Consider the following 14,182-nt stretch of genomic DNA (forward strand, 5'->3'; position numbering starts at 1 on the left):
ATGCACTCTTTTGGGTCAGCGCAGATGCGCCTTTCAAGTGCGAGGGAACGGGATGGCGGAAAAGACAAAGACAAGCAGCGGCGTTATTGCGGCCATAGCCGCATTGGTTCTTTGTATCGTTTTCCCCCGAAGCACATGGGGCTACATCGTTTTCATCGTCGGCGGTATTTGGGCCTATCGAGTGTTTTTTTCCAACGCGTCGAAACAGCCGATTGCTGATACACCTTCTCGAGCCAAGACGGCCACCACAACGAAGACATTGGAAGCCTCGGCTCGAGCAACGTCGCGCGCTGAGACGGTTGAAGTGTCAGAGTCCAGTTCACCGCCCGCCTCAGTTGTTGCAACCTCTAGGTTCGTCCCAGATGACCACCCTGTGTCATTGGCCCAGAAGGCACCTTTGTCGACAGCTGCCGTGCCACCGCACCCAGCACCTCCTGCTGCCCCCCGGCGATTCGTGGATGACGATGCTCCGGTTTCTGTCGTCGCAAAGGAACCTTCAAAGCCAGCGCACTACGCGATACCTCCTGCGCCAACTCAGCCTCAGGCCTACACAGGGCCCGGGCGCTGGATACCTCCGGGAGAAGACGTCGTCATTGGCGGTAGCCAAATCAGCGGGGGGATGATCTATGTGGGTAGAGAACTGAAATCCCTCTCGGGCTCAACTGACCCGTGTCTTGTCAATCCCGCGCTGTCCATCGCTGCGCACGCCAACATCAGCGAACGTGAGTTTGGCTATTGGCCGTCCTACTCTGAAATCACGCCTCGCGCTCGCAGGGCCTACCTGAGCTGGCTGGCAGATGGGAGGCGCGACCCCGAAGCCGATATTGGATACGTCTTTCTCTTCTTCTATGGCCTGGAGCGCAGGGCCATTGCAGAGGGATTGAAGGACGCGCAGGCGCAGAGAGATTGGCCCCTGATTGCGCAGGAGGTCCGCAGACTCCTTGAGATCTACGGCGAAAAATCCTTTTCTTTCAAGCGCTATGCCAGCGAGCTTTTGAGTTGGCTGGAGGTATCCCATTACTCCAAGACGCTCTACAACGAGCCCGTTCCGTCTTTCCCGACGACCTTCGAGGTGCCGCTCTACATTCGCCTTGCACTTGGCCTCGCCGCAGTGGATGGAGTGCCAGTGCCGCCCCATCTCGCATTGGCTTGGGCACGCCTGGACCCGGCCAGCTATTTGCGAACTTCCGCCACCAGGTGCGCAGAGCAGTTCGACAAGCTCTTTCAGCAGCGCTATGCGGAAACCTTCAAGCCGGGCATTGTTCTTCCCCGCAACAAGACCAAATTGAAGCTGGTGTACCAACCAGCATCTGCTGGTTTCAGGGGCGTCAACGAAATCAAGTTGACCTTCGGAGACACGCCGGACGTGACGGTTCTGACGGCTCCACAAAAGCAGCTGAAAAAGATCGTAGACGCTGTCACTGACCAGTTGGATCCCTACAGCCGATATCTCGGCCGTAACCCAGACAGTCCCAATGCGCTGGAAGGCCTGCTGTTGCTGCCGCCAACAGTTTGGCCTGATGCGGCGGGGGATGCCTTAGAGGCTCTGCGGGACAGGGTCTCGGAAGGCTTCGTTGTTATGAAGCTTCAGGAGCTGCTTGATCTTTTCCAGGCGAAGACTGCTTTGAACAAGGAACGCGCCGTAACGCTGGCCAAGACTCTGGAGTCCGTTGGCATTGGCATGGAACCCGATGTACTGGGCGGAGCACGAACACCAAAGGGCGAAGATCACGTGGTGCTTTACTCGGCAGCAGAGTCGAATAGCGCACCGGTTCGAACGGCCGCCTATCAGGCCGCGACACTCACACTCCAGTTGGCGTCATCCGTAGCCGGGGCCGACGGGGAGTTCAGTGAGCATGAGATGACTCATCTGAGTCAGCAGGTTCAATCTTGGTCGCATCTGACTGCTGGAGAGTCAGCTAGGCTGTTGGCACATCTACGCCTGTTGGCAGTGGACCCCGTGTCTCTCACTTCCTTGAAGAAGAAGCTGGATCCGCTTGACGCGAAGTCCAAGGAAACGATCGCTGCCTTCATGGCAACCGTTGCCCAAGCGGATGGCACCGTGACGCCGGCGGAAGTGAAGATGCTGGAGAAGGTCTACAAAACGCTGGGACTTGATACCAAAAGGGTCTTCACAGACGTGCATGCGGTTGCGGCCGGAACAAGCCCTCAGCCAAGCATCGCTGCGCAGCCTGCGGCCAAGGGGTTTCAGCTGGACACGGCAAAGATTGCGGCACTGCAGAAGGATTCCGAGCGCGTATCCGCGTTGCTGGCCGATATCTTCAAGGAAGAATCTCCGCAGCCGACCGTCATAGCAACCGTTCCCGAGGCGGCACCCCCTCTGGACTCCGAGGCAGCAGCGGCTACGGGTTTGTTCGGCCTGGACGAGGCGCATTCGGCTTTTGCACGCATGCTGCTGTCGCGGCCACAATGGACTCGCGAGGAGCTCTTGGATGTCTCCTCAGACTTGGACCTGATGTTGGATGGCGCCCTAGAGCACATCAATGAAGTGTCGTTTGACACCCATGACATACCGTTCACTGAGGGCGACGATCCTATCGATGTGAACCCTGAAATTTTGGAGAAGCTGGAAGCATGAACGCACCCATTCGCCCCAAAGAGCGTGACGCAGTTGTTCAATCCCTGCGTGCAGGCGTCGTCCCGCGGACGGGACAGCACCTCATCCAGGTAGGGCGCATCCGTGAGATTGAGACCTTGGTGAGCGATATGGTTCGCGTGGCCGACGGTGGTTCATCGTTCCGATTAGTCATCGGCGAATATGGAGCAGGGAAGACGTTTTTCCTGAATTTGGTCCGCTCCATTGCGATGGAAAAGAAGCTGGTCGTGGCCAGCGCCGATCTGAACCCTGACCGTCGGCTGCATGCCAGTGGCGGGCAGGCCCGATCTCTCTATGCTGAGTTGATGCGCAATCTGGCAACTCGCACCAAGCCCGAAGGCGGGGCTCTCGGAGGCATTGTCGAGAAGTTCATTGCCACGGCCAAGTCAGAGGCCAAGGAGGCAGGCAGGTCGACCGAAGATGTCATTCGCCACAAACTGGAGCATCTGACGGAGCTGGTCAATGGGTATGACTTTGCGGATGTCATTGCTGCCTATTACCGCGGCTTCGAAGAAGGCAATGAGCAACTGAAGTCCGACGCTGTGCGCTGGTTGCGCGGTGAGTTCACAACCAAGACCGATGCGAAGGCAGCCCTTGGCGTGCGCACCTATGTAGACGACGCCGCAGTCTATGACCAGCTCAAATTGATGGCCAGGTTCGTGCGGCTTGCGGGCTTCAGTGGCCTGCTTGTCAGCCTTGATGAGCTGGTCAACCTTTACAAACTTGCCAATGCGCAGGCGCGCAACTCCAACTACGAACAGATCCTGCGTATCCTGAATGACTCGCTGCAAGGTACGGCAGTTGGACTGGGTTTCACCCTCGGAGGAACACCCGAGTTTCTCCTGGACACTCGGCGCGGTCTCTACAGCTACCCCGCACTTCAAAGTCGCTTGGCCCAGAACACGTTTGCCAGCAGTGAGCTCGTCGACTTCAGCGGCCCGACGGTTCGGCTTTCGAGCCTGAGCCCCGAGGACTTCTACGTACTCCTCCAGAAACTGCGCCACGTCTATGCGGCAGGAGATACGGCGAAGTACCTGTTGCCAGACCAAGGCATTGCTAGCTTCATGGAACACTGTTCCAAGCGCATCGGCGAAACCTACTTCCGCACGCCTCGCACCACCATTACTTCCTTCATCAACCTTCTTGCGGTCTTGGAGCAAAACCCAGGCACTGAATGGCAAACGCTGCTTGGCGGCCTGGAGGTGGCGGCTGATACAGGCGCAACAGGAGACCTGGCTGTGGAGGTTGAGGAGGGTGACGAGTTTGCCTCCTTCAAGCTCTGAACGCTGAGCGCTGCATGTCCGGGGCGAGTTCGTCTTTTCACCTTCTTGATGAGCGCATTCAGCGATTCATTTGGGCGGAGGGCTGGGAGTCTCTGCGGGATGCCCAAGAGCAGTCCATCCCCTTGCTCATCCATGCCGACCGCGACGTCATCGTGGCAGCGGCGACCGCAGCAGGCAAAACAGAGGCGGCGTTTTTGCCAGCGCTCACCCACCTGTTGCATAGCGAGGAACCTCGGCTCATCGTCTACATCAGCCCGCTGAAGGCCCTCATCAACGACCAGTTTGGTCGACTCGACAAGCTTTGCGAACAACTGGATATCCCTGTTTGGCCTTGGCATGGCGATATTGGTGCAACGTCCAAGACCAAGTTCTTGAAGCAGCGGCACGGAGTCCTGCTCATCACTCCAGAGTCCCTCGAGGCATTGCTGTGCAATCGAGGGACATCTATCGCGGCTGTGTTTCAGATGACCGCTTTTTTTGTGGTCGATGAGCTGCATGCGTTTATTGGATCTGAGCGAGGAAAGCAGCTTCAATCCTTAATGCACCGCATCGAGAATGTCCTGCGCCGCAACGTACCTAGAGTGGGCCTCTCGGCCACCTTGGGTGACATGGGCCTTGCCGCTGATTTTCTTCGGCCAGGACTTGGAACTGGCGTCAGCATGGTCGTTTCCGCCTCTGGGGGAAACGAGCTCAAGATCCTCGTAAAGGGATATGAGGAGCCTTTGGTTGTGCGGAAGGGTGATGAGGAAGAGGCGCCCGAGCCTGCCACGCCCGGACTCATCGCGGCGCACATGTACAAGGCGCTGAGAAGTTCCAACAACCTGGTGTTCCCGAACTCCCGGCGCGAGGTCGAGCGCTACACCAATCTGCTAAACGGCCTTTGCGAGCGCAACAAAGTGCCTCAGGAGTTTTGGCCGCACCACGGTAGCCTATCCAAGGAGATCCGGGCAGAGACCGAGGCCGCCCTCAAGCAGAAGGAAGTGCCTGCCACCGCCATCTGTACCAATACCCTGGAGCTGGGGATCGACATCGGAGCTGTCAAGAGCGTTGTGCAGATTGGACCACCGCCCTCAGTCGCCAGTTTGCGTCAACGACTGGGAAGGTCTGGGCGGCGAAAGGGCGAACCCGCCATTCTGCGAGGCTACTGCATCGAGGACGCGATTGATGTGCACTCGGGCTTTGGCACGAGATTGCGCCTGGGGCTGGTGCAGACCGTTGCAATGATTTCTCTCTTGCTTGAAGGCTGGTTTGAGCCGCCTGTCACGCAGGGCGCCCATCTCTCCACGCTGGTGCAGCAGATGTTATCCGCCATAGCCCAGAACGGTGGCGCCACGATTGGTCAGTTGTACGCACTGCTGTGCGCTACGGGAACACCGTTCGAGGGAACGACCAAAGAAGACTTCATGTCGCTGGTACGTCACCTGGGAACAAAAGAGCTTTTGGTTCAGGACTCATCTGGGTTGCTGCTGCACGGCCCTCTCGGTGAGAAATTCGTCAACCATTACACCTTCTATGCAGCCTTTGCGTCGGACGAGGAGTTTCGATTGGTCGCCGGGACCCGGACACTTGGGACGCTGCCGGTTTCTCAGATGCTGTCCATAGGGCAGCGGATTCTCTTTGCAGGCAAGACCTGGATTGTGGAAATGGTGGATGAACCGCAGAAGGTCATCACCGTCAAACGCGCCAGCGGCGGCGCACCGCCTTTGTTTTCAGGAGGATCTGGGCGGGTTCACACGAAGGTGAGGCAGCGGATGCGGGAGCTGCTGGAGTCGGCCGAAAAAATCGTGTTTATCGATGAGGTGGCTCAGCGCTTCTTGGAGGAGGCTCGGTCCAGTTTCCGAGCACTGAATTTGACATCAGAGTGCCTGGTCGACCAGGGGCACGAACTCCTCGTAGTCACATGGCTCGGGGATGCCGCTAACGAGGCGTTGGCTTGCTTCATGAGCCAGCGAGGCTTCTCTGCAGCACCTTCTGGCCCTGGCATAGAGGTGGTGAAAGGCGGTCACACCATTGACAACATCCTTGACGCACTCCTCGACGCTGCACTCGTAGAGCAGCCATCCGTGAGCGAACTGCTTGAGGGCGCGAGAAATCTTGAACGAGAGAAATGGGACTGGGCACTGCCTCCTGAATTGCTCAAGAAGGCGTATGCGAGTCTCAACCTGGACGTTGAGGAAGCCAAGAAGTGGGTGGCTTTGAATTTCTCTGGTACTTGAACGGACTACCCTTACTTTGGCCCAAAGTTGAAAGAGACCCTTCACGTCGCGCCATCTTTTACTCCCGTTCGAGAGCCTCCTGTTCTGCAACGAACCCGGCCTCACGCATTGCCTGCCCTAATTCGTGCCATCCTGCCGCACACGCGAAGTGGTGAATGCGCTCCAAGGTCCGTGCTGAGGCTTTGACCCGCATTTCCAATGGCACATCCTCCGGCGACATTCCATACGGCTGCAGGGAAAAACCCATACCTCTGGCTGTAGCTGCGATCGTCGAAGCGATTCGAAAACCTCCCTCATCAACGTCACCCCAGTGATAGATCGGAGTGGTCAGCGGCAGGCTCTCCAGAAGACGCCCGTACATAGCTCGCCAAGCTGGAGAAGGCATGCCCGCCGTATAGATCAGAAGTACCTTGTCGTCTTGCCGGCGTTTGGCCTCACTGTGAAACGTGGTCTTGTTCTCGATGGTGATGACCTCAGTGACCAAACTGCGTGCTCCCAGAATGGTTGCTGCCGGTAGTCCCATGTAGGGCGCGTCAATCAAGCCGGTTGAGCGATCCCGTGCGATGTGCACGTGCCCAGCCAGTAGTACGGGATGCTCTTCCCGGAACAGGCCCAGTTCCTGCCAAACCTGGGCCGCCGCCCTTGGGCTGTCCTCAACGCTGCCACTCAGCAGGATGTCAAGTTGCGGTGTGAGTGCCTCAATCCGCTTGCTGTCTAGAAACAGGCGAGCACTGAATTCACGCACCGGGGCGGCAATAGCATCCTGGCTACGTGCAGCGCAGGCCCGAACTGTCTTGGCCGCATCGATCCAAGCGCCCGCGTCCTGCGGGCCCAAGCCGCGTATCTTTGCCATGCCAGCCCAGAGTCCAATTACGTCCAAAATCACTGGGAACTCTGCTTTCAGCGGCTCCAGCTGCCCAATGGTCTTTGACAATTGGTCCGCATAGGTGCTGCGCCCCAGGAACCGAGCCAGTGCCTGGACGTCCACTAGGTCAATGCGCTCAATCAATCCATCCTTCGGATTCAGCTTGTCACGCTGCAACGTCACGGCGCCGGCGTCGCGCGCTGCCAGGAAGGTCTCATCACATTCCTGCTTTTGATGCCAGCTCCGCAGTTCCCTGTAAGGCTTCAGGTGCATGGCTGTCAGCGCGGGTGCGCGCGCACGGGCTCCGGCAGCGTGCTTGTCGCCGGCATCCAACAGTTTGGCCAACAGGTCATCGGCGATGGTGCCCGCACTCATGGGGTGGCATCAGCAGGTTGTGCAATGGACTCCTGGCGGACGGCCAACAGCTCAGTTGCCAGAAGCTCAGGGTGGTACTCCCACATATCCTCTCGGAACTGCTCCCGCATGGCTTCGCTAACCCGGCGCTCCTCCACGTGGATCACATGGCGGGTTTCGTCTTTCATGATTTCGAAGTAGCGGTGCAGGAATGCAGTCAGCGTGGGCAGGTTCTCCCCTGGACTTGCCAGCAGCACCTGCAGACCGAGCTTTTCGAGATAGCGCATGGTGGCCACGATGTTGGGCGTATCCATCTTGTCAAAGGCTTCGTCCAGCAGGATGAGCCGCAAACCATCCTGGTTGTTCTCATCCATGCGGTAGGCGGAGGACAGCGCCGCGCCGGCGATCACGTACAGCGGCGCGCGGTGCTCGCCACCGGAGCCGGGGCCAATGCGCTTGCTCAGGTGCCCGATGGTCTTGGTGACACCCGTGACCGGGTCGTCGGTCTCAATCTCGATATCGAACTCGAAGAACTCCCGGTAGTCATCGAGCGGGCTCTTGACCGCGGCATTGCCGGTGGTGGTTTTCTCGCGCAGCAGTTCCGCGAACTGGGTGGGGATTTCTCCGGCATCTCCAAACAGACTGCCGTCGGCGCCGAAGTCGGCGATGTTCTCGATGAACTTCTTCAGTGGCATTAGGTCTGGGCGCACCTTGGCCTGGAACTGGTACCGCTCCCCATTGGTGAAGGCGGGGGAGGCTTTTAGCGCAGCATTCAAGCGCTTGAAGGTTGTGGTCTGGTACTTGAGGTTGGCGTGGAGGGCCAATGCCACGTCCTGGCGGAAGGTGTTCTGCGAGGCAAGGTAAGCTTCCTGCGCCTGGGCCTTGTACTGGGGTAGCTCCGTGTTCTGCAGCCTGCTGACTTGCTGCTCCATCCATTCCTTGGCTTTGCGCCAGTCGGACGTCACCTCATCGCTGATAGCTTCGCGGTGCTCCGTGAGGAAGGTCCCAAGCAGCGTTTGGGCCGGGCCCAGATGCCGCGTCATGGCGGTGTTACAGCGTCTGGACTGGGTTTCGCACTGGTTGGCCATGGCTTGGTAGTCGTCGCCATATTGCTCCAGCAGCGCGTCCCAGCGATCGGAAGCATATTCCGGGTCATAGTCGGCATGGCTGCGGCAGGTTTCGTGCACCGTGCGCTTGCCCTGGAGCTCCTGCAGCTTGGCTCCGCATTCCCTGGTCAATCTCTCCAGTTCTGTCTCGGCCCGCACAACGGCATCACGGGCTTTGCGGGAATCTGTGTCCAGCTGAGGCTTGCGCGCCTGCAGTTCCCGTAGTTTGGCGGACAGGGCCTGGTACTCGGCACTGGTGCTTCCAGCGATACGTTTCTCTGCGAGTTCTCTCTCGGTGAGCGCTTCGCCCAGCTGGCGGGCAGATCCAAGTAGGAGGCGCAGGGTCTCAGGGGACGACAAGCTTTGCACCGCCAGGCGGATCCGATCAATGTCGCCCTGGCGCCCTTGAAGGTCAGCAACCTGTTGGTTCAGTTTGCGGGATTCGGCCCTGAGTCCGTCGACCTGGCCTTTGGCGCCGGCGCCGATCTGCAGGTCCGCCTCTGGCACCAGGCGTAGCCGCTCAAAGTCTCCGGGCCCCACCAGCATGCCGTCCAGGGTCAGGGTCCGCTCGCCCCGCAGCGCCTCTTGGGCGGAATTCGCGCGTTTGAGGTTGCCCAGCTTGCCACGTAGGTAGGCCACGGCCACCTGGTTGCTGCCCTGTATCAGGCTGGCCGCCGTGTCGGCGGCCGGCTGGCCCTGCCCAGGCCGGGCTCGGTCGGAGCGCACGATCTTGACGCCGTAGATACTGCGTTTGCCCTGCAAGGACTGGTAGATGCCAAAGGCTCTTTCCTCCTCCTGCGAGTCCCGCAGCAGAATGGCCTCCACGTTCTTGGCCAGATAAGCTTCGATCGCTGGCTGCCATTTGGGATCGGTCACCTTCACCAGGTCACAGACGGGGGTGGGGTGCAATCCGTGGTCCGCGAACTCATGCATCAGTAAAGCCGTCGGGGTACTGACCTGCGCGCGGTTGGTATTGGCGCGCTCCATGCCCAGGCCGATGGTATTGAGACGCTCTTTGGCGATCCGTAGCTGCTCCTTGATGACGTCGTGCTCCTCAGTCAGGTGTGCACCAGCGGCCTTTAGCGTTTCTCCAAGGTCCCGGATGATCTGGCCCAGCGCATCCTGGTCGACTTGGTTCTGCTCCCATGAGAACGCACCAAGCTGCTGTGCGGCCTGCGCAAGCGCGGGTTGCCACTGGGCCAGCAAGTCGTTGGAACTGGCGTTTTGGAGCAGCTGTCGGAAGCTACGCAGTTCCGCCTTCAGCTCTTGTTCCTGGCGGGCGGTTTTTATCTGCGCCTGCGCCAGATCCTGCTGAGCGCCCGCGTTCTCGGCATGGTCCGCATGGGCTTGCTGCAGGCCTGACAGTTGAGCCACTTCGCGGGTCCAGGCCTCCAGCACCTGATCGGCTTTAGTGCTGGCCTTGGTGCATTCTTCGAACACGCCCTCTTGGTCAAACTTTTGCCCCGTCAGCATTTCGTGGGCCGCGTTGCTGAGCTCGTACGCCGCGGAGGCCTGTAGTCCCGTCCACGTGGCGGATTTGCGCGCCTCGGCCAGTGCAGCTTCAAAGTTCTTACTGACCTCCTGGCCTTGCTTGATTTTGAGCTCGACGCCCTCGACCAATAGGTTGATCCGCTTGAAGGTCTCCACCAGCTGCTTGAATCTGGCGATGTTGGTGGGGCGGTCCTCCAGCACATCATTGCGAACAATCTGATCCACCGACTTGGAGAAGCTCATGCGCAGTGCGAAGCGGAAGGCGCGCGCAAACGCGTCGTAGGACGCAGGGCCAGCCTTGCCACGCAGCATAAACAGCACTTGCTTGACGTAGCTGGCGCCATCGTCAAACAGCGGTTCTTCACCAGTGACCTTGGATTGCTCCAGCAACCGATGGCGGAAACTGCTCCAGGGCAGGGGCATGGTGGCACCGTCCACCGTCTGCAGGTGCTCTGACATGCTGAGCTCTACGCCGCGAATGACATAGCGGCCCAACACCTTCTCCGCCTCGTTGCTCAGCGAAGCCTCAATGCACACACCCAAGGAGACCGGCTCATTGGTCTCGGTGTCCCGCCAGACCAGTGTGATGTAAGTGGTGGCCTGCGGCCGCGCGCACTGTTCAATGGTGTCTCCGTACTGGCCAAGGCAATAAGAACGCAGGGTGCGGCTTTGCTGGTGCGATTTGTTGTCGGCTTGTGCATTGAAGTGCATCTGATTCTTGTTGGCGCCCATCATGGCGATCTGCACCGCATCGAGCGCCGAGCTCTTGCCGCTGCCGTTGCGGCCGAATAGACCAGTGATTTCTTCTAGACGGAATTCCTGCTGCTCGTACAACAGGAACTGCACCAGTTTGACGCTCTCAAGCCGTTTCATTGTTCATTCCCTGGTTGTCTTCGATCACCACTGGCTCGCCAGCAGCCCCCTCCATATGCGCCTCATCCTTGGCTACTCCCCACTGCGCCAGCCGAATCAAGGCCGTCTCACCCAGCACGTCGACGATGGCCGGGCGGATGGCCACACCGCCGGCTGACTGCTCCTGCAGGGGCGTCAGGTGGCCGCTATCATCGTCTTCCAGACGCCGAGCGATGCCCCAACGCTTGGCAGAGCGCAGCAGTGTGTCGAGCTCGCCGCGGGTGGGCAGGTCACGCCCGGTCATAAGGTGGAACTTCTCTTGCAGCTCGATGTAGTCGCACAGGACCTCGCCGTCTTCGGTAAGTCCGCCGGCGCGCACGCCTTCGTCGTACAAGCCGCGCAGCACCAAGGCAAACAGTGTCTGAGCCACGGTCGCGGTAGCTGCCTTGGCGTGCCGCGGGAGGGCGGTGACATAGCGCAGCTGCCGGTTGATCGACAGTGACACACCCAGCGGCGCCAGCACTTTGGAGAACTCGCGCTCGTAGAGGTCCAGGATTCCATACGTCACCCGGCTGCTGCGGTCGGAGTGGTAAATCACCTGCTCAGCCACCAGTCGGTAGGCGGCGGTCTCGAAGTCTTCGACGGTATAGACACCATCTAGCCTGCTGGCCAGATCTTCCCAGTCCCGTGGGTTGCTCATTTGGTCTCCCTGTTCTTGGTCTGGCGCTTACGCCAACTCAGTGTGAATGGCTTGCCGCTCAAGTACGGGTGCTCGGCGGCTTCGTCGCTGGTGTAGCGCAGCTCCATGCCTGGGGCCGATGCCCGGCCTTCCATCTCCAGCCTAGGGATCCGCGAGTTGGTGGCCATGGCCACGCTGGTCAGGACCTGAAAGGCTCGCAAGTCCTCAATGGACCCGCAAGGCAGGGCGTCGCTGCCGGCAGCGGCCGTTTCCTGCAGCACTTTTTCGGCATAGGCGCGCAGTTTCATGGGCGTGATGGATCGGCGCTCCTGGGCGCGGCGCACCAGGTTGCCGATCGCGCGCGTGCGGTCGGAGATGATCACTTGGCGCAAAGGTGTGGGCGCCAGCCGCGGCACCTCCTTGCGTGGCTGGGCCAGACGGGCACCGCCCATCAGGGTATCCGGCGGGAACACGGGGGCGACATCGATGTCGGGATTGGCAATCAACCGGTCCATGGTCTGCCGCAGCAGGTTGTCGATGGGGCGGATCGCGCGCAGCTTGTATTCCAGGAAGGCCAGCGCGCGCCGGTTGGCGACCCGGATCTCTTCGTCCAGTCGCTCCAGGTACTCCTCGATCCGGTCCAGCTCGTACAGGCGCTGTAGGTCCCGCTGGAATGCGGCCTGGCCCTTCTTGTCATCCCCACTGGAGAGTCGGTTCACATACCAGTCCAGCAAGCGGCTGCGCTGCTCGGGCTGCGTGTCGATTTCGGTGATGGCGTCCAGGATCTGCTGGCGCTTGGACAAGGGGTGCTCCCGGGTACGCAGTTCCTGGTAGTCCCCAATGAAGACCTCCTGGACGTAGGAGGTGAAGAAGGACCGCACGTACTGGGCGGTGGTGGGCTCGGCGCCGATGGCGGCCATCAGGTCGCGCACATTGGTGCTGGTGTTGCGGATGTAGACCAATAGGTTGCGGCATTGCTCGGCCGCCTCGCGCAGCAGGTCGCCACTGGCTTCGCCCTTGTGCACCTGGGCCACGGCAGCATCTATCGCGCGGATCTTGCCGGAAACGAACACCGGGCCCGTCTCCGCAAAGTTGATCAGCTGGGTCAGCAACTGGCCCACGGCCGGCGCCATGTTGACGGTCTTCTCAATGCCATACCTCTCCAAGCGGAACCATCCTGCATCGACCAGGCGATTGAAGATGCCAATGGCACGGATGTTCAGTGGCGTGTCGGGCTGATCGCCAGACTCGGGTTGCCATTCGTCGGCGTATTTGAGGTGGTCCTCGATTTCCTGGATGACATCGCGCTGCAGGAAACCGTAGCTGGGCGGCAGTGGCGCGTCGGGGCCGAAACGCCGGCGGTGCAGGTGGCACAGAAGTGCCCAGTAGCCGTGGCGGTTTTGCGAGGCTAGGGGCCCGAAGAGGCGCTCCGGAATGCGCTGGAACAGCGCCATGGAGGCGGGGGTTACGCTGGGAACAGCCATTTGCGCACCTCCGCGACGTTCTCCACCGCCAGTTGGTACTCAGGCGGCAATTCCTTGGCCACGTCCAGGGCCAGCCGCAGTTCTTGGACCAGGTAGGGCAACAGGGCGCCGCGGCAGCTGTGCACGCGCGCCGCAGTCCCCTCGAAATACTCGCTGCGGACCAGGTCCTGCTGGCCAGGTGTCAGCTTGGGGTGCGCCTGGATGCGCACCTTCACCACAGCGTTCCACTTTGTGTCTTCTGCGACTGTGGATTCGGCCTTTTGGTCCAGCATGGAAAGCTTCGCGATACGCCCCAGCACGAAGTCCCGGAAGTCACCGGTCTCCAGGCAGTAGCCACGCATGTGCCAGCGCCGACCGGCCAGCACCAGGCTGTGCGGCTCTACGGTGCGCGAGTGTGGCTCAGGTGTGCGCATGGACCGGTAGTCCAGGCTCAGGCGCGTGCCTTGCTCGATTGCCAGGCGGATGCGGGAGAAGGTATTGGGGTTGACCTGGGAGAAGCCCCACGGAGCAACGGTGACGGGTCCAGCACCTGGGGCGAGGTCAGCATGGATGTCAGCTTCTGCAAGGTAGGCAGCCAGGGTGAGGTCTGATGTGCCAGCCTTGAGGTCGGCCTGTGCCTTCTTGTAGGCACCAGGGGTGACAAAGTAGGATTTGCTTTTACTATCCCACTCAAACCAGTCAGGGGTTTCTTCTCGAACTTCTCGAAGAAGCTGACTCACTCGAATGCCGCTCAGTCCGAGGACATCCATGAGTCGACCTCGGCTCAGCCGCCCTTCCCATAGAGCCATGCGACGCATGACCTTGTAGCGGTTTTTCTCGAAAAGATTGGCTAGGCTCATCAGGTCGGTTTCATGATGTATAAAAATATATCATGTAGAAATATATACCATCTAAAGATGGTGTGCTACCGGAATGGCTTCCGCCACTCGCTCTGGGTAGAAGGGATACTTTTCGACGCGTGGCCAGGCTGGTCTATGTTGAGTGGATACCGAGGATGTGCTGCAGCCGTCAACCCTGTCATCCTCGAAAGACAGGTGAACGAGGCGGTTGATGCTCAGGGCCGTAAGGTCACCGGGGGCACGCGGCCCGGACTCAACTTCGCAGTGATTGCAGTCCTTCATCCGCCACTGAATCGCCGGTCGATTCACCACCGAACTCACGCTGTCAATTGAACACCAGTCGTCAGCTTGTTTTTCCCTGCACGGATGGCCGACGCACATGGCCCAAGAGCAACA

The 14,182-nt window shown here is 59.8% G+C and carries 8 protein-coding genes; 3 read left to right on the forward strand and 5 right to left on the reverse strand.

Annotation, left to right across the window (positions count from 1 at the left end; translation table 11 throughout):
- Positions 1-52 precede the first annotated feature (52 nt).
- The 3 genes from LPA35_RS19150 to LPA35_RS19160 are packed head-to-tail and all read left to right on the forward strand — an operon-like array spanning position 53 to position 6,116.
- Complete coding sequence (locus tag LPA35_RS19150; RefSeq protein WP_255669875.1) at positions 53-2,599, forward strand: TerB N-terminal domain-containing protein; 2,547 nt, start codon at positions 53-55, stop codon at positions 2,597-2,599.
- Entirely contained in the window at positions 2,596-3,900 is a 1,305-nt protein-coding gene (locus LPA35_RS19155) for an ATP-binding protein (protein WP_228898240.1), read from the forward strand. The genes LPA35_RS19150 and LPA35_RS19155 overlap by 4 nt, the downstream gene beginning before the upstream one ends.
- A gap of 14 nt (positions 3,901-3,914) precedes the next feature.
- Positions 3,915-6,116: a DEAD/DEAH box helicase gene (locus LPA35_RS19160; RefSeq protein WP_228898241.1), complete on the forward strand. Its 2,202-nt coding sequence runs from the start codon at positions 3,915-3,917 to the stop codon at positions 6,114-6,116.
- Positions 6,117-6,174: 58 nt separating this feature from the next.
- Here the strand turns inward: LPA35_RS19160 and LPA35_RS19165 are convergent, their stop codons facing one another.
- From LPA35_RS19165 to LPA35_RS19185, 5 genes are read right to left on the reverse strand one after another with little or no spacing between them, the layout of a single operon-like run.
- Positions 6,175-7,356: a Wadjet anti-phage system protein JetD domain-containing protein gene (locus tag LPA35_RS19165; protein WP_228898242.1), complete on the reverse strand. Its 1,182-nt coding sequence runs from the start codon at positions 7,354-7,356 to the stop codon at positions 6,175-6,177.
- A complete protein-coding gene (locus LPA35_RS19170; RefSeq protein WP_228898243.1) occupies positions 7,353-10,805 on the reverse strand; it encodes an SbcC/MukB-like Walker B domain-containing protein in 3,453 nt (1,150 codons plus the stop codon). Before LPA35_RS19170 ends, LPA35_RS19165 begins: the two co-directional genes overlap by 4 nt.
- Complete coding sequence (locus LPA35_RS19175; protein WP_228898245.1) at positions 10,792-11,484, reverse strand: DUF4194 domain-containing protein; 693 nt, start codon at positions 11,482-11,484, stop codon at positions 10,792-10,794. The genes LPA35_RS19170 and LPA35_RS19175 overlap by 14 nt, the downstream gene beginning before the upstream one ends.
- Positions 11,481-12,947, reverse strand: a complete 1,467-nt coding sequence (locus LPA35_RS19180) for a Wadjet anti-phage system protein JetA family protein (protein WP_228898247.1) — start codon at positions 12,945-12,947, stop codon at positions 11,481-11,483. The genes LPA35_RS19175 and LPA35_RS19180 overlap by 4 nt, the downstream gene beginning before the upstream one ends.
- A complete protein-coding gene (locus LPA35_RS19185) occupies positions 12,929-13,786 on the reverse strand; it encodes a WYL domain-containing protein (protein WP_228898248.1) in 858 nt (285 codons plus the stop codon). The genes LPA35_RS19180 and LPA35_RS19185 overlap by 19 nt, the downstream gene beginning before the upstream one ends.
- Positions 13,787-14,182 lie beyond the last annotated feature (396 nt).

It is taken from the genome of Acidovorax sp. Leaf73, from assembly GCF_916855635.1.
Lineage (GTDB): Bacteria > Pseudomonadota > Gammaproteobacteria > Burkholderiales > Burkholderiaceae_C > Acidovorax > Acidovorax facilis.

What these genes read in the sequence shown, in the direction of transcription:
- LPA35_RS19160 (WP_228898241.1), top strand. Translation starts at nt 3,915, where the DNA reads ATGTCCGGGGCGAGTTCGTCTTTTCACCTTCTTGATGAGCGCATTCAG.
- LPA35_RS19175 (WP_228898245.1), bottom strand. Translation starts at nt 11,484, where the DNA reads ATGAGCAACCCACGGGACTGGGAAGATCTGGCCAGCAGGCTAGATGGT.
- LPA35_RS19150 (WP_255669875.1), top strand. Translation starts at nt 53, where the DNA reads ATGGCGGAAAAGACAAAGACAAGCAGCGGCGTTATTGCGGCCATAGCC.
- LPA35_RS19185 (WP_228898248.1), bottom strand. Translation starts at nt 13,786, where the DNA reads ATGAGCCTAGCCAATCTTTTCGAGAAAAACCGCTACAAGGTCATGCGT.
- LPA35_RS19170 (WP_228898243.1), bottom strand. Translation starts at nt 10,805, where the DNA reads ATGAAACGGCTTGAGAGCGTCAAACTGGTGCAGTTCCTGTTGTACGAG.
- LPA35_RS19180 (WP_228898247.1), bottom strand. Translation starts at nt 12,947, where the DNA reads ATGGCTGTTCCCAGCGTAACCCCCGCCTCCATGGCGCTGTTCCAGCGC.
- LPA35_RS19155 (WP_228898240.1), top strand. Translation starts at nt 2,596, where the DNA reads ATGAACGCACCCATTCGCCCCAAAGAGCGTGACGCAGTTGTTCAATCC.
- LPA35_RS19165 (WP_228898242.1), bottom strand. Translation starts at nt 7,356, where the DNA reads ATGAGTGCGGGCACCATCGCCGATGACCTGTTGGCCAAACTGTTGGAT.